The sequence below is a fragment of the uncultured Ruminococcus sp. genome (assembly GCF_946415235.1).
Taxonomy (GTDB): domain Bacteria; phylum Bacillota; class Clostridia; order Oscillospirales; family Ruminococcaceae; genus Ruminococcus.
In genome coordinates this window covers 1-21,128 of the sequence record NZ_CAMKRR010000003.1, presented here as the reverse complement: position 1 = coordinate 21,128, position 21,128 = coordinate 1, and the positions used below count along the sequence as shown (strand labels likewise).

General features: G+C 43.8%; 18 protein-coding genes and 1 pseudogene. 1 reads left to right on the top strand and 18 read right to left on the bottom strand.

Annotated elements, in window-relative coordinates:
- Nucleotide 1 precedes the first annotated feature (1 nt).
- From fumC to Q0R37_RS01255, 10 genes are all read right to left on the bottom strand, one after another.
- Nucleotides 2–1,378, bottom strand: a complete 1,377-nt coding sequence (gene fumC / locus Q0R37_RS01295; protein ID WP_294750286.1) for a class II fumarate hydratase — start codon at nucleotides 1,376–1,378, stop codon at nucleotides 2–4.
- 509 nt (nucleotides 1,379–1,887) lie between these two features.
- On the bottom strand, nucleotides 1,888–2,532 hold the full coding sequence (locus Q0R37_RS01290) for a redox-sensing transcriptional repressor Rex (RefSeq protein ID WP_294750284.1): 645 nt from the start codon (nucleotides 2,530–2,532) through the stop codon (nucleotides 1,888–1,890).
- An 18-nt stretch (nucleotides 2,533–2,550) separates the two neighbouring features.
- Nucleotides 2,551–3,765 (bottom strand): NADP-dependent isocitrate dehydrogenase, encoded by a 1,215-nt coding sequence (locus Q0R37_RS01285; protein ID WP_294750282.1) that lies wholly within the window; start codon nucleotides 3,763–3,765, stop codon nucleotides 2,551–2,553.
- A gap of 29 nt (nucleotides 3,766–3,794) precedes the next feature.
- Nucleotides 3,795–4,178, bottom strand: coding sequence for a hypothetical protein (locus Q0R37_RS01280; RefSeq protein WP_294750280.1), 384 nt, complete (start codon nucleotides 4,176–4,178; stop codon nucleotides 3,795–3,797).
- A 24-nt stretch (nucleotides 4,179–4,202) separates the two neighbouring features.
- Nucleotides 4,203–6,140, bottom strand: coding sequence for an aconitate hydratase (locus Q0R37_RS01275; RefSeq protein WP_294750279.1), 1,938 nt, complete (start codon nucleotides 6,138–6,140; stop codon nucleotides 4,203–4,205).
- Nucleotides 6,141–6,304: 164 nt separating this feature from the next.
- The gene (locus Q0R37_RS15615) at nucleotides 6,305–6,502 is read right to left on the bottom strand and encodes a hypothetical protein (protein WP_366517386.1); all 198 of its coding nucleotides are present in this window, start codon (nucleotides 6,500–6,502) and stop codon (nucleotides 6,305–6,307) included.
- 57 nt (nucleotides 6,503–6,559) lie between these two features.
- Nucleotides 6,560–6,961: a hypothetical protein gene (locus tag Q0R37_RS15610; RefSeq protein WP_366517385.1), complete on the bottom strand. Its 402-nt coding sequence runs from the start codon at nucleotides 6,959–6,961 to the stop codon at nucleotides 6,560–6,562.
- Between the two features lie 22 nt (nucleotides 6,962–6,983).
- Nucleotides 6,984–8,723 (bottom strand): ABC transporter ATP-binding protein, encoded by a 1,740-nt coding sequence (locus Q0R37_RS01265; protein ID WP_294750278.1) that lies wholly within the window; start codon nucleotides 8,721–8,723, stop codon nucleotides 6,984–6,986.
- A complete protein-coding gene (locus Q0R37_RS01260; RefSeq protein WP_294750276.1) occupies nucleotides 8,716–10,449 on the bottom strand; it encodes an ABC transporter ATP-binding protein in 1,734 nt (577 codons plus the stop codon). Before Q0R37_RS01260 ends, Q0R37_RS01265 begins: the two co-directional genes overlap by 8 nt.
- A 69-nt stretch (nucleotides 10,450–10,518) precedes the next feature.
- Nucleotides 10,519–11,748 carry a UDPGP type 1 family protein gene (locus Q0R37_RS01255; RefSeq protein WP_294750274.1) on the bottom strand — a complete coding sequence of 410 codons (1,230 nt, stop codon included), beginning with the start codon at nucleotides 11,746–11,748 and terminating at the stop codon, nucleotides 10,519–10,521.
- A 510-nt stretch (nucleotides 11,749–12,258) separates the two neighbouring features.
- On the opposite strand from Q0R37_RS01255, the gene Q0R37_RS01250 reads away from it, so the two are divergent.
- On the top strand, nucleotides 12,259–14,775 hold the full coding sequence (locus tag Q0R37_RS01250; RefSeq protein ID WP_294750272.1) for a ubiquitin-like protein: 2,517 nt from the start codon (nucleotides 12,259–12,261) through the stop codon (nucleotides 14,773–14,775).
- Between the two features lie 568 nt (nucleotides 14,776–15,343).
- Here Q0R37_RS01250 and Q0R37_RS01245 read toward each other — a convergent pair.
- The 8 genes and pseudogenes from Q0R37_RS01245 to Q0R37_RS01210 form a co-directional block, all read right to left on the bottom strand.
- A complete protein-coding gene (locus Q0R37_RS01245) occupies nucleotides 15,344–15,667 on the bottom strand; it encodes a type II toxin-antitoxin system RelE/ParE family toxin (protein WP_024859350.1) in 324 nt (107 codons plus the stop codon).
- Complete coding sequence (locus Q0R37_RS01240; RefSeq protein WP_024859351.1) at nucleotides 15,664–15,927, bottom strand: type II toxin-antitoxin system prevent-host-death family antitoxin; 264 nt, start codon at nucleotides 15,925–15,927, stop codon at nucleotides 15,664–15,666. The genes Q0R37_RS01245 and Q0R37_RS01240 overlap by 4 nt, the downstream gene beginning before the upstream one ends.
- 349 nt (nucleotides 15,928–16,276) lie before the next feature.
- Nucleotides 16,277–16,660, bottom strand: a complete 384-nt coding sequence (panD, locus tag Q0R37_RS01235) for an aspartate 1-decarboxylase (RefSeq protein WP_294750267.1) — start codon at nucleotides 16,658–16,660, stop codon at nucleotides 16,277–16,279.
- A gap of 10 nt (nucleotides 16,661–16,670) precedes the next feature.
- On the bottom strand, nucleotides 16,671–17,519 hold the full coding sequence (panC, locus tag Q0R37_RS01230) for a pantoate--beta-alanine ligase (protein ID WP_294750254.1): 849 nt from the start codon (nucleotides 17,517–17,519) through the stop codon (nucleotides 16,671–16,673).
- 1 nt (nucleotide 17,520) lies between these two features.
- Entirely contained in the window at nucleotides 17,521–18,360 is an 840-nt protein-coding gene (gene panB, locus Q0R37_RS01225) for a 3-methyl-2-oxobutanoate hydroxymethyltransferase (RefSeq protein ID WP_294750252.1), read from the bottom strand.
- A gap of 115 nt (nucleotides 18,361–18,475) precedes the next feature.
- On the bottom strand, nucleotides 18,476–19,315 hold the full coding sequence (locus Q0R37_RS01220; protein ID WP_294750250.1) for a Rossmann-like and DUF2520 domain-containing protein: 840 nt from the start codon (nucleotides 19,313–19,315) through the stop codon (nucleotides 18,476–18,478).
- Between the two features lie 84 nt (nucleotides 19,316–19,399).
- A complete protein-coding gene (locus Q0R37_RS01215) occupies nucleotides 19,400–20,236 on the bottom strand; it encodes a hypothetical protein (RefSeq protein WP_294750249.1) in 837 nt (278 codons plus the stop codon).
- Nucleotides 20,236–21,128 (bottom strand): annotated as a pseudogene (locus Q0R37_RS01210) (hypothetical protein); the annotation flags it as partial. The pseudogene Q0R37_RS01210 and the gene Q0R37_RS01215, both read right to left, overlap by 1 nt.

The following is a 21,128-nucleotide window of genomic DNA, read 5'->3' as shown; positions in this document are numbered from 1 at the left end:
ATCAGACCATCTCTTCGGGATGGAATACTTCATCAAATCTTTCGGGAGTAAGGAAACCAAGCTCCACGCAGGCTTCCTTAAGGGTTATATTGTCTTTGAAGGCTTTTTTTGCAGTCTTTGCGGCGTTTTCGTAGCCGATATAAGGATTGAGGGCTGTTACGAGCATAAGAGAATTGTGAAGATTGTGGTGCATCTTTTCTCTGTTCGCCTTTATTCCTACTGCACAGTTCTTATTGAAGGAGGTTATGGATTCTGCAAGAAGTCTTGCTGACTGCAGGAAATTGTATGCACATACAGGCATAAAGACATTGAGCTCAAAATTTCCCTGTGAAGCAGCCATACCTACGGTGACATCGTTGCCCATTACCTGTACAGCGACCATTGTTACCTGTTCGCACTGTGTAGGATTGACTTTTCCGGGCATTATTGAAGAGCCGGGCTCGTTTTCGGGAATGAATATCTCTCCGAGTCCGTCACGGGGGCCCGATGCGAGCCATCTGACGTCATTGGCAATCTTCATCATATCAGCTGCAAGAGCCTTTAATGCTCCGTGGGCAAAAACGATCTCGTCCTTTGAAGTAAGAGAGTGGAATTTGTTCGGTGATGATCTGAAATCCTTTCCCGTGAGCTTTCCGACATTCTCCGCAGCCTTTTCGGCAAATCCCTTAGGTGCGTTCAAACCTGTACCAACGGCAGTTCCGCCGAGTGCGAGTTCTTTGAGCTCCTCACAGGCTGAAAGTATCATTTTTTTATCTTTTTCAAGAGAAGCTCTCCAGCCGCTGATCTCCTGAGAGAACTTGATAGGAGTTGCGTCCTGAAGATGAGTGCGTCCGCTTTTTACTATGCCTTCATTTTCAGCTTCAAGCCTGATAAATGTATTGATAAGCTCTTCAACAGCGGGCACTACTCTGTCCTCAAGCGCAAGAACGGCGGATATATGCATAGCTGTTGGAAAAGTATCGTTTGAGGACTGACTCATATTTATGTCATCATTCGGATGAAGAAGAGCTTTGCCTGCGATCTCGTTTCCGCGGTTGGCAATTACCTCGTTTGTATTCATATTTGACTGAGTACCGCTTCCCGTCTGCCATACGACAAGCGGGAAATGATCGTTAAGAGAGCCGCTTATGACTTCGTCGCATACTCTGACGATAATGTCACGCTTTTCTTCAGTCATTTTCTCGGGCTTTATCACATAATTTGCCATTGCGGCAGCTTTTTTCAGAATTCCCAGAGCGTGTGTTATCTCACGCGGCATTGTCTCGATGCCTACGCCGATAAGGAAATTTTCATGACTTCTTTCGGTCTGTGCGCCCCAGTACTTATCGTTAGGTACTTTGACCTCGCCCATTGAATCATGTTCTATACGGTAATCCATTTTAATATCCACTCTCCCAGACAGATTTAGCGGAGAAAATGCAAAATATGACACTATCTCCTTAATTTCAATCGTATACATTATAAGTATACCAGTATCTCGGGATTATTTCAAATTCAGTTTAAGAATATTGCTATTCAGATATTGATATCTAATTAACAATTCTTTTTTATTAAAACCTTAATAAATCTTTTATATGATATATTGTTTTATATATCAGCAGCCTAAAAAATGTACATAAATAGTAAATCAATATTATTTTTGGCATTATTTATCTTCCTGCGGTCTTTGCTGAAGGGTGAACCAAAACATATCAAACGAGTAGTTTTATTATATATGCATAAAACAATTGACCTTTTTTATGCAAGCCATATAATTGACATCAAGGTGAAGGAATATGTTTATTCCGATTAATATATAATGTTGCTGAGAGTTTGATATTTTTTTCACACTATATATGCGATGATTTTGAAAAAACGGAGCTTCTGATGCAAAGCTCCGTTTCGTGTTCATTTATTATTGCTTTCAAGGTTGTTCAAGCCATAGGAAAGAGTTGTAAGACTGTCGCCAAGATGTACATTTTCCACGACAATGCCTTTATGCAGCACTTTCAGGTCATAGTGGGTAAAGTTCCAGAAAGCTTTTATACCGCATTCGATAAGCGTATTCACAAGCTTTTCGGCGGACGTCATGGGAACGCAGAGTATAGCGGCAACAGGCTTGTTTTCTGCACAGAATGTCCCTACCTCTTCGATGCTTTTGACTTTGAGCCCTCCGAGGTCCTTGCCGATTATATCGGGATTAACGTCGAATGCTCCTATAAGGTCAAAGCCTTTGTTATGAAAATCAATGTGTGTTGCGATTGCTTTTCCGAGATTTCCCGCACCGAGAAGTATCATAGGCGTAAGGGTGTCAAGTCCGAGTATTTTGCCTATTTCAAAGCGAAGGTCGCTTACGTTGTAGCCGTAGCCCTGCTGTCCGAACTCGCCGAAGCAATTGAAGTCCTGACGTATCTGCGAAGCTGTGAGCCCCATTTTCTCCGAAAGCTCACGCGATGAGATGCGGATATAGCCGTTATGCTCGAGTTCACCAAGGAAACGATAATATCGAGGTAGTCTTCTTATGACTGAATTGGATATTGTGCTCTTTGACATTACAATATGCCTTCTCTCTTACTTCATTAATTTGTCGAGTCTGATCTTTATTTCGTCAAGGAATGTCTTTGAGTCAACCTTACGCTTATTGTCAAGCTTTGAAATAAGATAGAGGTCACCTGTCATTATTCCGTCTTCAATGGTCTGTATAGTTGCTTTTTCAAGCTTGTCAGCAAAGTCACAGAGCTCCTTTGTACCATCTAGCTCTCCCCTTTTGCGGAGCGCTCCGCTCCATGCAAATATAGTGGCAACCGAGTTCGTAGATGTTTCCTCGCCCTTGAGGTACTTATAGTAATGACGCTGTACTGTTCCGTGAGCTGCTTCATACTCATAGATACCGTCGGGTGAAACGAGAACGGATGTCATCATTGCAAGGCTTCCGTAGGCTGTTGATACCATATCCGACATAACGTCGCCGTCGTAGTTCTTGCAAGCCCAGATATATCCGCCGTTCGAACGGATAACTCTTGCAACAGCATCATCTATGAGGGTATAGAAGTATTCAATACCTGCTGCTTCATACTTTTCCTTATACTCCTTATCGAATATCTCCTGGAAAATGTCTTTGAAGCGGTGATCGTACTTCTTTGAGATAGTGTCCTTTGATGCAAACCATACGTCCTGCTTGAGATCAAGTCCGTAGTTGAGGCAGGCTCTTGCAAAGCCTGCAATAGAAGCATCAAGGTTGTGAAGTCCCTGTATTATACCGTCGCATTTTGTAAAATCGTGGATAAGCTCACGGGTCTCATTTCCGTTTTCGTCAGTAACGACAAGCTCAGCCTTGCTGCCCTTGCTTACACGCATTTCGGTATTCTTGTAGACGTCACCGTATGCATGACGGGCAATGGTGATCGGCTTTGTCCATGTTGGAATATAAGGCTCTATGCCTTTTACTATTATAGGAGTACGGAAAACTGTTCCGTCAAGTGCTGCACGGATAGTGCCGTTTGGAGATTTCCACATCTGAGTGAGATTGTATTCGGGCATTCTTGCAGCGTTAGGAGTGATAGTTGCACACTTTACCGCTACGCCGTACTTTTTGGTAGCTTCAGCGGAGTCAAGAGTGATCTGATCCTTTGTCTCTTCTCTGTTTTTGAGTCCAAGGTCGTAATATTCAGTGTTGAGCTCTACATATGGTTCAAGGAGAGTTTCCTTTATCCATTGCCAGAGAATTCTTGTCATCTCGTCGCCGTCCATTTCAACGAGCGGCGTTTTCATGGTGATTTTTGCCATTGGTTCATACCTCCGTAAATAAAAGTTCATTAAGCCTTGGCACGGCTGAGCAGATCAATAAATGCAAGCGCTCCGCAGAAAAGCAGCATTAGTATGATGTTTCTGACAACAGCGGGTGCGAACGATATCCTGTCAAATGAGATACTTTTATATGTTCCCGCAGCAAGGGCACACAGTCCGCCGATTACCGGATAGGCGGCTCCGTGAAGTCCTATCATCCTTGTTAAGGCAAGTCCGAGGATAAAGCCTATAAACTGCGGAAAAATGATAGCCAGCCAGCCGCCGAGATACTCTCCTGCGCGCTGACGGAGATTAAGGGGGATGATCACCCTTTCCCTTCTGTCTGACTTGATCCTTTGATTGCTGTCATTCACATCTGTTACGATATCTTTAAATATTTCTTTTATATCCATAGTACTTTACAGTCAGCACTATTTTTACTTCATCGACTCTCTTGTGAAGTCAAGAAGTCCGCCTGCGAGCATGATATCCTTTGTACGTCCCGAAAGCTCGCAGAGTACGGGGATTTCCCTGCCGTTTGTCTTGTTGAGAACAGTGAGCTCACTCTTTCCGCTTTCAACTGATTTCCTTACATCAGCAAGAACGAGCTCGTCGCCCTGCGAAATGCTGTTATAATCAGCTTCATTTACAAATGTAAGAGGAAGGATTCCTGCATTTATGAGATTTGCACGGTGGATACGTGCGAAGGATTTAACAAGTACAGCCTTTACTCCAAGGTAAAGCGGTGCAAGTGCAGCGTGCTCACGTGAAGAGCCTTGCCCGTAGTTGGAACCGCCGACGATTATACTCTTGCCGAGTGATTTTGCTCTCTCGGGGAAGCTTTCGTCGCAGACTGCAAAGCAGTGCTGTGATATCTTCGGGATATTTGAACGCAGAGGAAGTATTTTCGCACCTGCGGGCATGATATGGTCTGTAGTGATATTATCGCCTACCTTGAGTGAAACAGGAGCGTCGATGGTTTCGAGGAGCGGAGCTGTCTCCGGATAAGGCTTGATGTTTGGTCCGCGGAGTATCTCAACGCTGTCCATTTCTTCAACAGGTGCGGGAGGAACTATCATATTGTCGTTGATAACAAATTCCTCGGGGAGCTTGAATTCAGGCATATCGCCAAGCTCTCTCGGGTCTGTGAGGTAGCCTGTAAGAGCTGAAACAGCAGCCATTTCAGGAGATACGAGGTAGATCTGTCCGTCCTTTGTTCCCGAACGGCCTTCAAAGTTTCTGTTGAATGTACGCAGAGAGATACCCTTTGAGTTAGGTGACTGTCCCATACCGATGCAGGGACCGCAGGCACTTTCGAGTATTCTTGCACCTGCGTCTATGAGTATCGAAAGTGCACCGTTCTGAGCAAGCATATTGAGGACCTGCTTAGAACCGGGAGCAATAGCAAGCGATACATCGGGATTTACGGTCTTGCCCTTGAGTATATAAGCTACCTTGAGCATATCAAGGAGCGAAGAATTCGTACATGAACCGATACATACCTGATCTATTTTAAGTCTGCCTATCTCCTCAACGCTCTTGACGTTGTCGGGAGAATGAGGACAGGCAGCAAGAGGAACGAGCTTGCTGAGGTCGATCGTGAGCTCTTCGTCATAAACGGCGTCGGGATCTGCTGCGAGAGGAGTCCATACTTCCTCACGCTTCTGTGCCTTGAGGAACTGTTTTGTGATCTCGTCTGACGGGAATATAGATGTTGTAGCGCCGAGCTCTGCACCCATATTTGTGATAGTTGCTCTCTCAGGGACAGAAAGTGTCTTTACGCCTTCGCCGCAGTACTCTATTACCTTTCCTACGCCGCCCTTAACGGATAATCTTCTGAGGACTTCGAGGATAACATCCTTTGCGGCTACCCATGGCTGAAGCTTTCCTGTGAGTTCAACCTTAACGACCTTCGGGCAGGTTATATAGTAAGCGCCGCCGCCCATAGCAACTGCAACGTCAAGTCCGCCTGCACCTATAGCGATCATACCTATACCGCCGCCTGTAGGAGTATGGCTGTCAGAACCGATAAGAGTCTTTCCGGGAATACCGAAGCGCTCAAGGTGTACCTGATGACAGATACCGTTGCCGGGACGTGAGAAGTAGATACCGTGCTTCTTTGCGACACTGCCGATAAATCTGTGGTCATCGGCATTTTCAAAGCCGCTCTGAAGAGTGTTATGATCTATGTATGCCACAGAGCGCTCTGTCTTTACGCGAGGAACGCCTATCGCCTCAAATTCAAGATATGCCATCGTACCAGTTGCGTCCTGAGTAAGAGTCTGATCGATACGTATACCGATCTCCTGACCCTTGATGTACTCGCCGTCAACAAGGTGTGCCTTAAGGATCTTTTCAGTTAAAGTTGAACCCATTGAAGATCATTCCTTTCAATATATAAAAAATACATTATAATTTTACAACATTTCTGTCAGTTTGTCAAGAATTAAACAAAGTATTTTTTGTGCAGTCAAAAAAGACTCCATATAAAAGAAAATATCCTGAAAGCGATAAAATGTTTTCAGGATAAAACAGAAGATCATTTGTATAATTTGCTCTTTATACGCAGGCTTGCTTCTATATGCATTATCCAGTGGCGTGAAAAGGGCATTTGTATCAGTCCGCGGATATCCTTTCCGCACCAATAATCAATGAGCCACACTGCGTTTTCGTCGCTGCTGACAACATTTAAGTCTGTAAGCAGCTTTTTTGTCTCGGGAGATATCTTATTCTTCATTGAATTAAATGGTAAATTTTTTAATATGATCTCGGTGCTGGTTTTTACTTCCGAAATTTAAGCATACAGCTCGTCAAGCTCCAATTGCCCGGAAAAATCAGATATCTGCTCTTTTACAAGCTCATTTCCCGTTGTTATGATCGGTGAACCGATGCGTTTCTTGTAATTCCCTGCAAAGAAGATCTGTTCGTCATTGTTTATGATCGTATGTGCGACTATATCCTCTATGCGGGAAATATGCCATATTGAATAGGCTATGGTCTTGGAATGATATCCGTCTGCGTTTATGAACGGGATTGCATTGAAGTCTTCTCTTTTCAGTTCTTTCCTGAATAATAGCAGTTCTTCCATAAGCTGATCTCTCAGTTTACAAAGAGTTTCAATGCCGTTTGTAAAGGTTTCTTCCTTTTTCAGCTTCGTTTGGAGCGTTTTATTGAGTTCGGACCATTCTTTATTCATCTTACTATCTCCTTATTATATATCAAGATGCAAACTGGCTGTTGTAAAGCTCTGAATAGAAACCGCCTTTTTTCATGAGCTCTTCATGACTTCCCTGTTCTATGATATTTCCCTGCTTCATAACGAGGATAACATCGGAATTCCTGATAGTTGAAAGTCTGTGAGCGATAATAAAGCTCGTTCTGCCTTCCATGAGCTTTATAAATGCTTTTTGTATACGCTGTTCTGTTCTGAGGTCAATAGAGCTCGTAGCTTCGTCAAGTATCAGGATCGGTGGAGACATGAGCATTATCCTTGCGATGCAGATAAGCTGCTTCTGTCCCTGTGAAAGTCCGCAATCCTCACTTATTACGGTATCGTAGCCGTTTGGAAGCCTTTTTATGAAGCCGTGTGCATATACAGCTTTTGCGGCTTCTATTATTTGTTCTCTTGCAGCATCGGGAGCTCCGTAGGCGATATTTTCGGCAACAGTACCAGTAAATACCCATGTTTCCTGCAATACCATGCCAAACTGACTGCGAAGACTGTCGCGTGTGATGTCGTATATGTTTTTGCCTGATATTTCGATACTTCCGCTGTTTATATCATAAAAGCGAAGCAGTAGATTGATTATTGTGGACTTTCCGCAGCCTGTGGGACCGACTATCGCTACACGCTGTCCCTGTCTGACATTGAGATTGAAGTTTTGGATAAGCTTTATTTCTGGCGTGTACGAGAAAAATACATCGCTGAACTTAAGGCTGCCGTCACATGAAGCAAGCTCCTCTTTATAGGAATCGTCGGATATCTCCTTTTCGTCGAGGACGGTGAAAACACGCTGTGCTGAGGCGACGGCGTTCTGAAGCTCGGCAAATACGCCCGAGATCTCGTTGAAGGGCTTTGTGTACTGGTTGGAATATGCAAGGAAGCTTGAAAGCTTTCCGACGGTCATAGTGCCTAGAAATGGGAAACGCCCTATAACGCCGAGAGCTCCAAGCAATCCAACTGCCGCATAGATCAGACCATTGACAAAACGTGTGGTCGGGTTTGTCATGGAGCTGAAAAAAGTTGCTTTTGCGCCTATCTTTCCGTATGCTTTGTTGACCGTGTCGAATTTTTCTTCCGCTCTTTCGCCGAAAACGAATGCGTTTACTATTTTCTGGTTCCCTGCCATTTCTTCCGCAAGACTTACCATGTCACCGCGAAGCTTTGACTGTTTCATGTATGAGTCATGTGAAGCCTTTGTTATCCTTGAAGCGGCAATGAATGAAAGCGGAGTCAGTATTACAACTACGACGGCTATTTTTACGTTTATGGTCATCATAAAGATAAGTGTGCCGATTATAGTTATGATACCGCTGAAAAGCTGTGAAAAGCCCTGTAATAAACCGTCCGAGATTATCTCTATATCGTTTATGACACGGCTTGTGAGCTCGCCTTTTGTATGCCTGTCGATATATCTCAGAGGAACTCTTTCAAGCTTGCTGAAAATATCGGCTCTCAGATCGCGGATAGTTAAAAATGCGAGTTTATTGCTGCAAAGGCTCATAAGCCACTGGAACAAAGTGCTTGCAATTACTATTGAAGCGAGAAATGCTATGATCTTAACAAGTCTGTTGAAATCTACGCTCCCCTTCCCCACACAGCAGTCAACGGCTTCGCCGATAAATACGGGTACAGCAAGTGAGAGCGATATGCCTGCAAGTGCAAAAAATATGGTTAGAACGAAATATTTCAGATACGGACGAGCGTAAGCCATAACTCTTTTAAGTACTTTAAGCATCGGCTTTTCCCTCCTTCTGATTCATTTGTGAACGGTAGATCTCATTATAGACCTGACAATTCTGTATGAGCTCCTCATGTGTTCCTATGCCGACTGCTTCACCGTCGTCCATTACTATTATCTTATCTGCATCTTTAAGCGAAGTTGTCCTCTGTGAGATCATGATGACCGTTGTATTGGGATGATCTGTTCGGAGAGCTCTTCTGAACGCAAGGTCTGTCCGATAGTCAAGTGCGCTCGTTGAATCGTCAAGAATGATTATATCAGGACCTCCCACAAGTGCTCTTGCTATGGAAATTCGCTGTTTCTGACCGCCCGAAAGGTTCTTTCCGCCCTGAGACAGGTGTGTATCAAGTCCGTCTGGAGTTTTGCTCACAAAGTCCCACGCCTGAGCAGTTTTCAGAGCTGAAATTATTTCCTCATCAGTTGCGTCTGCTTTGCGCCATTTCATATTATCACGTACAGTTCCCGTAAAAAGAACAGCCTTTTGCGGGACTATGCCTATTCTTCTTCGGAGCTCATCGTGTGAAATGCTGTTTACTTCCCTGCCGAATACGGATACAGAACCTTCTGTTGCTCTGTAGAAGCAGGGTATCAGATTTGCAAGAGTGGTCTTTCCGCAGCCTGTAGCACCTATGATTCCCAGCATTTCTCCGCGGTTAACAGAAAAGCTTATACCCTTTACGGACGAATCTCCCGAGTCTTCATAGGCATAGCTTACATTATTGAACTCAATGATTTTTTTATCAGGTACTTCTATATTTCTGATTTCTCCGTTTTCTTCAGGTGCTAATGCAAGCACTTCGCTTATGCGGTTTGCAGATGCAAATGCCTTTGTGAATATAACGATAAGATTGGCAAGAACTACGAGCGCAAGAAGTATCTGTGTCATATAATTGGTGAAGGCTGTAAGCTCGCCCTGCGTAAGTCCGCCGATATCTATTCTTTTTCCGCCAAACCATATAACTGCAACTATACCGAGGTTCATTACCATAAATGCTATGGGATTGAGTATTGCAGATATTTTTCCGACTGCTATTGACTGAGCCGAAATATCGTCAACAGCTTCCTTGAATTCACGGATCTCTTCATCCTGACGTGAAAATGCGCGTATGACCCTCGCGCCCTCAAGACTTTCCCGTGTAAGCATAGAAGCGTGGTCGAGGTTTTGCTGAGTTTTTTTGTACATTGGGATAGTTTTTTTCATTATAAGAAAGATAACTGCCGATATAAGCGGTGCTGCTATAAAAAATACTGATGACAGCCGAAGATCTATGGAAACAGCCATTACAGCAGCTCCTATCACGAGAAAAGGAGCTCTTACCGCAAGTCTGATGAACATATTAACTCCGTTCTGTACTGTATTCGTATCATTGGTAAGACGGTTTACAAGAGAGGATGTGCCTATCTTATCTATACTGCTGTATGATAAGGTGTTGATATGCTTATATAAGGCTGTTCTGAGTTCGGTACCGAATCCGTAAGCGCATTTTGCGGCAAGATACTGACAGGTCAGAGCGAAACACAGACCGCATATGCCGAGTACTACAATAAGCAGGCTCATTTTTATTACGTAGTTAACATCGTTGCCAGCAATTCCCTTATCAATGATCTTTGCCATTACCAAAGGTACTGTCAGTTCGAAAATGGCTTCAAGGAGCTTAAAAAAAGGACCTAAGATAAGCTCTTTCTTGTAGCCTTTTAAAAATTTCAGAAGTTTAATCATTCATGTGCATCCTTACTTGTTGTTAAACATATTAGCGACACTGCCTTTGCAGGAAGTGCCGCTTTGAGATCATATTTTGATTCCGTTTGCTTTGAGAAGCTCTCTTGCCGAATCAACGGAATCTACTCCTGTTGCGTTCTTTACGGGAGCAAATTCCTTTTCGCGTATAACTTCGTATGCGAGACAGCTGTCCTGCATATGTACCATATCAAGGACAAGAGTTTCAAATTTATGTCCGTTGGGAGATGTAGGGATAATATAGTTCCCCTCTTCGTCCATGAACGGTATTTTCTTGTCTACTATGTGTACAGGAAGCTTTTGGTCACATATTTCTTCAAGCTTTGCAACATTGAACAGATAATTGAGGATAACTCCGTATTTGTATGCGAGCTCGCCTTTTTCGTTGACAAGTGTCCTCATTTCATCGGTCATTTCGTAATATTCGACTATTGAAGGCTTTCCGTCCTCAAGACAAAGTACACCGACTTTTTCTTCGGGAGCTGCCTTGCTTACCACCTTACTGCCTGACTGGAGTCCCGATTTGATAACAGCTCCGATAAAGCTCGGATCGCAGATACGCTGAAGAACATTATCAACTGCAAAAACGTTTATCCACTCAACGCCCTTGCTTCTGATATCATTAAGAAGCCCTGCTCTTACAAGTGACGAGAACCAGCCGCCGTTTCCGTTTGGTGAAACAGAGATCTTTGATCTGCTTTCCATAAGGATCTTTCCGTCAAAGTCAACTGACGGCGCCATATCCTGAATAAAGAATCTGATATATTCCGGAGCATAGCCGAAATAATTCTTTTCCTCAAAGAAATCTATGGTATCCTTGTTGTTTTTCTCACTTGTCATTATATAGAGAGGGATCCATGTACCTGTGAGTTTCACAACATCCATGAGATTATTTATCAGACACTGGAAAATATAAAGTTCCTGTTCAACGCCTATTTTGAACATTCCCTTTGGCTTGTCGAATCCGAGCCTTGTTCCCTGTCCGCCCGCAAGAAGTACTGCTGCGGCTTTTCCCGCCTTTATAGCTTCGGTTCCGATAGCTATATATTCACTGCTGTTGGCGGAAATATCGTCTATAGTAACAGCGCCGAGAGGTTCAAAGGTGCCACGTGCGATATTTTCCTTATTTCCGTCAAGATTTGAAAGTACTGAAAAGTCCGTGATTTCGATCTGCTTTAACAGCTCCTCCTTTTCTTCTTCATTCAGTTCGTCGAAATACTTCATTATGTGTTCCTGTTTGTATTCAGCAACAATTCCTGATGCTTTTTCACGATCTAACATAAACTCCTCCTTATATGCGAAAAAATCCGCAAATTTATGTATACATTATACCATAATAATGTAAATAAGTCAATTGTATATAGTACCGAATATAACAAAAAAACACGGCTCGGATATTCTGAGCCGCAGTCTGCCTGTGCCATATTAAAAAGCTGTATATGTGTTACGATATATGTAACATTTCATGTGCTAAGTAAAAATGCGCTTCACCATATGCGAAGCGCAAAACAACCTGCGTGGTATTCCCACTGGTGCGGATAACAGGACTTGAACCTGCATGAACTTGCGTTCATATGGACCTGAGGGTGAGGTCATGATAGTGAAAAAATAAAGCATGTAAATTAATATGCAGTTGCAAAAATTACAAGTTGTATAACACTAGATTAAAACAACATATGATATAATTTGTTAACAAAACGTTCATTCAAATCACGGCGAAATATAGTATAATTAAACAAGAAAAAGATTTTTTTATTTCTATGAAAACTAAAATCAAGGAGGAATGAGTTTATGAAACAGTTATGGAAGAAAACCGCGGCATTCGTGATTGCATTTACTCTTGTAGCAGGCGCTGTACCTGCGCAAGTTGAGATGGAAGGACTTTTCCACAACTATGCAATTACGGCTCATGCTATGCAGATTTTTGTTAAAGTGCAGATAGGCGGAAAAACAATTACACTTGACGTTGAACCATCTGATACGATCGAGAATGTCAAAGCAAAAATCCAGGACAAAGAAGGCATTTCTCCCATTAAACAAAAACTTATTTATGCAGGCGCTGTTGTTGAAAATGACAAAACCCTCTCAGATTATAATATTCAAAAAGAATCTACTTTGCATCTGATTGTTCTTTCTGATAAAAATGCTCAAAACACTACACTATGTACATCAGGAATAAAATCACCAAAGAAATCAGCTCAAAGCTCAGATATTATATTTGTTCAAGAAGATGGATCATCTCAGGCTTGGTATGGTTTTGATAATGATAATAATACAGAAGAAAATGTTAAATATGAAAGTAAGTGGTCGGGAAACTATGTTTATTACGGGAAATATGATGGAAGTCCTGTCAGGTATCGTGTTCTTGCGCCAAATACAACAGATTATGGATCATCCACTATATTCCTCGATTGTGATACGTCACTTTTTAATGCCGCATTTTCTGAACAATCTACTTCTTCTGAACAATCTAATTCAGGAGTGTGGATCAAGGAAGAGACAGGTTCGTCCGGTGCTTGGTACGGATTTGATGATCAAAGTGAAACTCCCAACACTGATATGTGGTTGGGAAGTGGGATCAAAAACAAATTGAATGGAGATCAGTTTTACAATAAGAACGGCGTTTTTTCTGCGTTAGAAAAAGAATCCATAGTGGAAAGTCAAAGAACTACTGAGGGAGTCAAGTCAACCACAAGTGTCAACTTGACTGGTGAACGTGTTTTCTTGTTAGAAGGTTGGGAAGCACGTAATCCTGAATACGGCTACGGGACGGCAGAGGAAAGGGTCAAAACGACTGGTGCTTGGCTGCTGCGCTCTCCTAACTACGAGGGTGGGGGTACAGGCAGTAGTTACGTAGGAAATAACGGTAATTTAGGGAAAATGGGAATGTATACCCCCACCGGAATCAGCCCCGCTTTCAACGTTGATTTAAGTTCAATTCTTTTCTCTACAAATATCAATTCTAATTCCGCCGAAGAATATGGCAATGAATATAAGCTGACGCTGAAAGACGCAAACACCACTATTACTCCAGGAACGGTCACAAAGAATGGTGATACCATAACAGTGCCATATACTGTCAACGATGCTGACGATTCGGATGGTATCAATGCTGAACAAGTTTCTGTACTTATTACGGATAAGGACTATACCGAATCAGGTGTAAAGATTCTGTACTATGCACCGCTGACGGGTGACTATTCTGCATCAAATGGCTCTGGTACATTTGATCTGCCGTCTGATCTCGGCGATTCCTATAATGTATACATTCTTGCGGAAGATCTGAACAGTAAAATGGAAACGGATTATGCGAGTGCACTTGTTGAGATCGCTTTACCGACTTCAGATAAGATCAACAAATTCTCCAGCGTAAGTGTCACCCTCGATGACGGATTCGGATTGAATTTCTACATTGACAACATCGACAGCACAACTGCGTCTGAATACAAGGTCAAGTTTACGGGCAATTGCGATGAGAACGGCACGGAAGTCGCTCTCAACGAAAAGGACGGAAAGTTCTATGCGACCGCAAACATAAATGCAAAGGACATAAATGAGAAGATCATAGCCGAGCTTTACAAGGGCGAAGAAATGGTCACAGAGCTTGCGTATTCTGTGGACGATTACATTACCGCGGCTTCTGGCACTGACGGACTTGATGACAAGACAAAGGCAATGCTGAACGCCACAAGAGACTACGGCTATGCGGCTGACAACTACTTCAAAGAGGGTACAAATGACCTTTCTGCACTGTCAACGCCGACCAATGAAGAACTTGCACCTTATAAGGAAGCAAGCGACGCTCTTGGTGACAACAAGGTCTCAATGGTGCTCAATTCAAAGGTGAAGCTGCGTGTTTACAGCGACAACGGCACAGAGGAGAACAGCAACGGCAAGTATTCCGAGGTTGCTGACCTGACACCTATCACAATTGGACAGCCCCAGACGATCGACGGCTTCAATGTTTCCGGCTATATATGGGTATACCGTGTGCTGACGAACAGTGCAAGCTCCGACAAAAACGTGACAATGGCAAAGGCTCTGTATGCTTATATGAAAGCTGCTGAGGGGCTGAACGCGTCTGCTCAAACCATGAAAGTTACAATTAACGGTACAGAATATGCTTACACAGAAGGCATGACATGGGCACAACTTGCGAGTCAGCAAGGCTGGGCAGCCGACCAGAATAATATTTATAAAGATTCTAATTGTGTTGAGGCTTTATGTTTCAATAATTATAATTTAGATTTTGTAACTCCAACTGCTTCCATTGATAATAGTCAAAGCTATGTCTGGTCTGCTGAGTGAATTAATTAAACTTTGATGAAATGGAGGTAAAATCATGGAGAAATATATTATTCCCGAAGTGGAGATCATCGAATTCGACAACGAGGACGTTATCACCATAAGCAACGAGCTTGATCCAGTATAACAAAACAGACAGGCAGTCCAAGCGGCTGCCTGTTGCTATAAAATAATAAGTGACATTTATGAAAAGGCTTATACCTGTTTTTCTTTTGTCGGCGCTCCTGCTTACAGGCTGTAACGACGATCCATGGAAAACAGGAGCCAGATGGAATTTTTCTGCATAGATCAATTTGTACCCCAAAAGCATTTGCTTCGGAAGATAGACAAGGCAGTGGATTTTGATCATATCTATGAACTGGTGGAAGATTTATACTGTCCAAAAAATTCGCTCTCCACGTTGCTTGATGGAGAGCGTTTTCGTTGATATCTGTCATGATTTTGGGGTTTATTGACAAGCTGGGCTCCTCACATTTTGTGAGGCGCTGGTGCGGATAACAGGACTTGAACCTGCATGAACTTGCGTTCATATGGACCTGAGGGATAGGTCACGATAGTGGATTTATTATCTTTATGCTCGATCCAAATCTCTGAAAAGTAGCCGCATATAATCACGCTTACCATAAATGATTCTATCTATATATATGGTTTCTGCGCTTGTTCGGTAGAATGCAAGGTAATTCTTATAAACAAGGAAACGATATCCGCTGAACATATCAGATGTGAAATAAAGAGGCTTTCCTATCTCCGAATGCTCTTGCAAAGCATCTACTGTATCAAGAATACCATTTATCGTGCTTTCGGCAGCAGTAGGATTCAGCAATTTTTTAGAAATATAAGCCCAAATCTCGTCAAGATCATTCTGTGCTTTCGGAGAGTAAACGATTTTATTCATGCTTTCTTTGCCCCAAAATGCTTCCTCATATCATCGGAGGTGATCCAGCCTTCCTGTTCTCCTGATTTTCTTCCCTCTTCCAATTCACACATCAGGCGGAGTGCTGCTTTTGTACGCTCATACTCTTCTTGCTCCTTAATATCAACGATTGCATAGCAGCCGCGACCGTTCTTGGTAAGATAAACGGGTGAGCCTACTGCAACGTCCTGCAATACAGCAGAATAATTCCTTAGATCTGAAATAGGTACAATATTCGGCATGATAACAGCTCCTTTCAAAACCATTTTTCTATAATAATTATAACCCAAATTAGAGAAATTGTCAAGTTTTAAGATGAATTTATCAGCGAATATATCGTAAATTTCTCTATATAATATTTAAATGTTAATCCAATTTTGTCATCTGAAACATTTCCGTGCCACATCTGTATGAGCGTTGACTTGTTCAAACTGGCACTTGAAAATTGTTTCCCTGCCTATTTATATAAAAACGGCACTGTGATGATATTGCTTCAATGTTAAGAAGCTTTCATCACAGTGCCATAATATTATTTATTATCCTGCTCGCATATCATGCAGTCTATAATTATTCGGATATAGTTGATATCTATTATCTCAGTTCTCCATGCTTTTCGTAATCGGCTAACCTTACAACTTCATTTTTATCGCTAACAAAAACTACCTTTGGACGGTGAGTTTTTATTTCCTCGGGGGTCATGTTCGCATATGCCATTATGATAACATGGTCGCCTTTTTGTCCTGAACGTGCGGCTGCACCGTTGAGACAGATAACTCCGCTTCCGCGTTCGCCTGCGATAACATAGGTCTCAATACGGCTTCCGCTGTTTACGTTTGATATATGTACGCGCTCGTATTCATAAAGCCCTGCGGCTTCCATGAGCTCTTCGTCGATAGTGACGCTGCCAACATAGTTGAGCTCCGCCTGAGTGATAACGGCGCGGTGTATTTTGCTTTTGAGCATTGATATTTCCATAGCAGCCTCCTTATACGTCTTCGGTGAAGAAGTTGTCGATAAGGCGTGTTTTGCCGATATATACAGCCATAGCGCATAGCGCAGGACGGTCGAGAGCCTTTATCTGCTGCATTGTTGCACAGTCGACTATCTTAACGTAGTCGATATGTGCGAGAGGCTCGGCTTCTATGAGCTTTTTCATAGCTCCGATTATTGCAGAGCAGTCCTTTTCGCCCTTTCTGACCATATCCATGCCAAGAAATACTGCCTTAGAGAGTACAAGTGCAGCTTTTCTTTCGGCTTCGTTAAGGTATGTGTTGCGTGAGCTCTTTGCAAGTCCGTCTGCGTCACGGACGATAGGACAGCCGACTATTTCGATATCCATATTCAGGTCGTCGACCATATGGCGGATAACTGCAAGCTGCTGTGCGTCTTTCTTGCCGAAATATGCACGGTCGGGCTTTACGATATTGAAAAGCTTGGATACTACTGTGCATACGCCGCGGAAATGAACGGGACGGCTAAGACCGCAGAGCTCCTGTGTGAGCACGGTCATATCAACGAAAGAAGAGAAGCCCTCATGGTACATCTCGGAAGGTTCGGGATTGAAAATGATATCGCCGCCATGTTCTTCAACGAGCTTTGCGTCGCGCTTGATATCGCGGGGATAGCTTTCAAGGTCCTCCGTCGGGCCGAACTGCATGGGATTTACAAAATCAGATACAACTGTTCTGTCATTATCTCTGTGAGAAGCGTCGATAAGGCTTGCGTGTCCCTCATGGAGATAGCCCATTGTAGGGACAAGTCCCACGGTGAGCCCCTGTGCTCTCCATTCCTTTACCTGTGTGCGGACTTCATCTATGGTTTTAACTACTCTCATTTCACTTTTCCTCCCTCATAAGCTGTTCGATAACATCATCTTCAATAGCGTAGGTATGCTCCTCGGCAGGGAATGCTCCCTCTTTGGTCTCACTGATATAATCAGCGATACCATGACGCATTACCGTACCCACATCAGCAAAATGCTTTACGAATTTAGCAGTATGACCTGTGGTAAGTCCAAGCATATCCTGATATACCAGTACCTGCCCGTCGCAGCCTTTTCCTGCGCCGATACCGATTGTCGGTATAAAGAGTTTTCTTGTGATGATATCCGCAAGCTTTGCGGGGATACCCTCTAAAACTACTGCACAGGCGCCTGCCTCCTGTATTATCAGGGCGTCGTCGATGAGCTTTCTTGCCTTGTCAAGGCTCTTGCCCTGTACCTTGAAGCCGCCGAAGGCATTTACAGACTGTGGAGTAAGTCCCAGATGTGCAACAACAGGAATGGACGCATTCACGATAGCTCTTATCTGCTCGCAGACCTCGGCTCCACCTTCAAGCTTTACAGCATTGGCGCCGCCCTCTTTGATAAGTCTGCCTGCATTGATAACAGCCTCCTGTACACTGACCTGATAGGACATGAACGGCATATCGGCTACGATGAAAGCATTTTCCGCACCTCTTGAAACTGCGGCGGTATGATGTATCATATCCTCCATAGTCACAGGGAGCGTGTTTTCGTAGCCCAACATTACCATGCCCAGTGAATCGCCGATAAGTATGGCATTTACGCCGCACTCGTCGATGATCTTCGCTGTTGTGTAGTCGTAAGCAGTAAGCATCGTGATCTTGTCACCTGATTGCTTCTGCTTCAGAAGGGTTGAAATAGTGTTCTTCATATTCAATTTTCTCCTTAAAAGATGTTACCTTTCCATTGCCTGGATAAGATACAAGAAGAAGTATAACATATAAATGTGAATAAAATATGAACAAAAGGCTTTTCTTTGGTGACAATTACCTAAGGAGCTTCTCCATTTCTGTATAATCTGCCTGTGGGTGACGTTCCTTAGCCATTTCTGTCAGTTTTTTCGAGACCGCTCTGTAGATATCGGAGTCATTCCCGCCGTTTATGCAGGCGATATGCTTTTTAACCGTAGATACGTCGTTGCGCTCCACAGGACCTGTAAGGGCGGCAGTCGGTCCCACTGTGAAGATACGTTTCATATTGCTCATTGCAAGAGGTTCAAGAGCTGAAAGAGCTTCTTCTTCAGTAAATCCGCACTGTTCAAGGAGCTCTGCGCTTTCCGCCATAAGTCCGCAGACGAGATTGCTTGCAACAGAACAAGCAGCATGATAGCGGCTCTTGATATCGCTTGGGATAATGCGCGTAGGATTGCCCATATCCGAGAGTATAGCGCTCCATTCCTTAGCGCAGTCACCCTCTATGCAGAAAAAAGCATTGTGGAGCTCCCTGTAGGACTCCGTTTTGCTGCTTATGGGGAAAAGAGGGTGTATTGATGTGCCTTTTGCACTGTATTTTGCTATATTCGGGAACGCTTCCTCCGCTGACATCGCTCCGCTACAATGGCATATCTGTCTGCCGCAAAGAAGTTCCTTTGGCAGAGAGTTGTATATTTCTGTTATGTCGCTGTCGGAAACTGTGAGAAAAACTGCGTCACTTGCGGAAACAAGCTCCTCCGCGGACACAAACAGCTCCGAGCCTGTAAATACGGCAGCCTCAAGGGCAGAACTCTCCGAGTGGCTGTAATATCCCGATATCTCCAAACCGTTTTCTGCAAAATATTTTCCAAGCGAAAAGCCGACTTTTCCAGCACCTATAAATCCTATCTTCATTACATTCACCTACATAATATAATAATAAAATCAATCTATTTTGAAAATATATGCGATAAATATTAACTACGAACCATACATGAGTTACATTAAACGCAGTCTCGCCCTACACACCCCAAAGCTCTGCTTATCGCGTTCAAGTAAAGTATCAGGGAACAAATTGAGCCACTTGTGGCTGAAGCTGGTATTCCCGAAGTAAGCGTCAAAGTTGGAAACAGGAAGGATAACATAGTCCGAATCGTCAGGCTTATTGGCGATGCAGTAAGCGATAACAGTTTCCGCGACCTCATAAGGCAGACCGTCAGGCAGCAGTCCCTTTATACGCTCTTTTTCATCATCAGAGAAGGAAACTGTCTTATCTGCCAGCGGTCCAAGCTCAAGGGCATCCGCAAGCACATCATCAAACCGCAGAACCCACGCACCTTTGGTCTCGGGCGAGTAAAGTGACACCTGATACTGCTTGACCTTTGCACTCCATGCAGCATCAAATCTGGTTTTAAGCGGCTCAGCGTTGGAGAGAGTAGTCTTGCTCATGTTTTCGCTGTTCTTGGTGATGAACTTTTCGACCTTGTGAACGTGCCTGTAAAACCAGCCTTTTCCAGTCTTATCCACCAATTCGGGGAATTCTTCATGCAAATCTCTGAAATCAGTCCTGAACTGCCACTCCTCCTTCGGAGCGGCAGTTTTTTTGTCGGGGATACTGCACCACGCACACAGAGCTCGCCGTGCATAGTCCACATCGGGATTGCCGTTTCCGAACATATATCCCCGAGCGATTATAGTCAGCACGCGGCTCAGACCTGTGAAGTCCTTCATCATTTCAAAGCTGAAACGTCCGAGGAAGGAAAGGTCACGCTTACCGCTGCACTTGTAAACAGGCTTGCCCGTATAAGCCTTGAATTCTTCAATTTCGTTCAGCATTATTTCTCCCTCCTGACGTGCTTTTCGATCCTGTCATACAGCAGATCGAAGAGCACTTTTCTTTTGCCCAGAGCTACGATGTACCTGACCGCTTCATCAGCCTTCATTACGGCTTCAATCAGCTTGCGGCACTCAGCAGCAACCGCATCACGGTAGTACACATTCACGGATTTATTGAGGTAAGTCTCCATAAGCTGTCTGAAATTTGCGGAATCAACGTCACGGATAAGGCATTTCCTGTCCGTGAGGTTGTTTTCATCGTCAATGTCAGCTATGAGATCAATTAGAACACGGTAACCGCCGAAACGGAAGTCGCTGAAAAGCGGATAATACCGTTCAAGCTCAGGCAGCCACTCAGCTAACAGATCATCACGCTGTTCCTTTGGAGTCAAATGCCAGTTTTTAGCCTGCAACTCCTGCCTGATAGCAGATATCCTCTCGGGCGGTGTGCCCTGAAACAGGGTATACAGCATATCTGCGTCGTATTCACGATCCTGACCACGGCTGTACAGAATTCGCTGAATGTCGTTCCTGCGCTGTCTGTCCTTGACTGGCTGATCGCAGGCTCTGATGCGTGACAGACACCGTTCATAGTCAGTAATAAGAGCAGACAGATTTCTCAGTTTATCGCCGTTCAGCTTGTCCTTCCAGTTCTCATCAGCGGCAAATGTGAAAAGATCGCTGTCATCGGCAGGCTTGTCAACGATAGTCTTCGTGTTCTTTCCAAGCATATACGCAAGGTACGGCAGACGCTCTACATTGGAGTCCACCTTGTTCCAGTCCGTGTCTGCGAAGAACTTCTCAAACTGTTCCTCAAAGGTTGGTTCGTACCATGCACGGCGACCCTCGCTCTTTTCAAGCAGGCTCTTGTATTTCAGGAACTTGCTCTTGG

Excerpts from the sequence above, each read along its gene's own strand:
- fumC (WP_294750286.1), bottom strand. The coding sequence starts at position 1,378 with ATGGATTACCGTATAGAACATGATTCAATGGGCGAGGTCAAAGTACCT.
- Q0R37_RS01290 (WP_294750284.1), bottom strand. The coding sequence starts at position 2,532 with ATGTCAAAGAGCACAATATCCAATTCAGTCATAAGAAGACTACCTCGA.
- Q0R37_RS01285 (WP_294750282.1), bottom strand. The coding sequence starts at position 3,765 with ATGGCAAAAATCACCATGAAAACGCCGCTCGTTGAAATGGACGGCGAC.
- Q0R37_RS01280 (WP_294750280.1), bottom strand. The coding sequence starts at position 4,178 with ATGGATATAAAAGAAATATTTAAAGATATCGTAACAGATGTGAATGAC.
- Q0R37_RS01275 (WP_294750279.1), bottom strand. The coding sequence starts at position 6,140 with ATGGGTTCAACTTTAACTGAAAAGATCCTTAAGGCACACCTTGTTGAC.
- Q0R37_RS15615 (WP_366517386.1), bottom strand. The coding sequence starts at position 6,502 with ATGAAGAATAAGATATCTCCCGAGACAAAAAAGCTGCTTACAGACTTA.
- Q0R37_RS15610 (WP_366517385.1), bottom strand. The coding sequence starts at position 6,961 with ATGAATAAAGAATGGTCCGAACTCAATAAAACGCTCCAAACGAAGCTG.
- Q0R37_RS01265 (WP_294750278.1), bottom strand. The coding sequence starts at position 8,723 with ATGCTTAAAGTACTTAAAAGAGTTATGGCTTACGCTCGTCCGTATCTG.
- Q0R37_RS01260 (WP_294750276.1), bottom strand. The coding sequence starts at position 10,449 with ATGATTAAACTTCTGAAATTTTTAAAAGGCTACAAGAAAGAGCTTATC.
- Q0R37_RS01255 (WP_294750274.1), bottom strand. The coding sequence starts at position 11,748 with ATGTTAGATCGTGAAAAAGCATCAGGAATTGTTGCTGAATACAAACAG.
- Q0R37_RS01250 (WP_294750272.1), top strand. The coding sequence starts at position 12,259 with ATGAAACAGTTATGGAAGAAAACCGCGGCATTCGTGATTGCATTTACT.
- Q0R37_RS01245 (WP_024859350.1), bottom strand. The coding sequence starts at position 15,667 with ATGAATAAAATCGTTTACTCTCCGAAAGCACAGAATGATCTTGACGAG.
- Q0R37_RS01240 (WP_024859351.1), bottom strand. The coding sequence starts at position 15,927 with ATGCCGAATATTGTACCTATTTCAGATCTAAGGAATTATTCTGCTGTA.
- panD (WP_294750267.1), bottom strand. The coding sequence starts at position 16,660 with ATGGAAATATCAATGCTCAAAAGCAAAATACACCGCGCCGTTATCACT.
- panC (WP_294750254.1), bottom strand. The coding sequence starts at position 17,519 with ATGAGAGTAGTTAAAACCATAGATGAAGTCCGCACACAGGTAAAGGAA.
- panB (WP_294750252.1), bottom strand. The coding sequence starts at position 18,360 with ATGAAGAACACTATTTCAACCCTTCTGAAGCAGAAGCAATCAGGTGAC.
- Q0R37_RS01220 (WP_294750250.1), bottom strand. The coding sequence starts at position 19,315 with ATGAAGATAGGATTTATAGGTGCTGGAAAAGTCGGCTTTTCGCTTGGA.
- Q0R37_RS01215 (WP_294750249.1), bottom strand. The coding sequence starts at position 20,236 with ATGCTGAACGAAATTGAAGAATTCAAGGCTTATACGGGCAAGCCTGTT.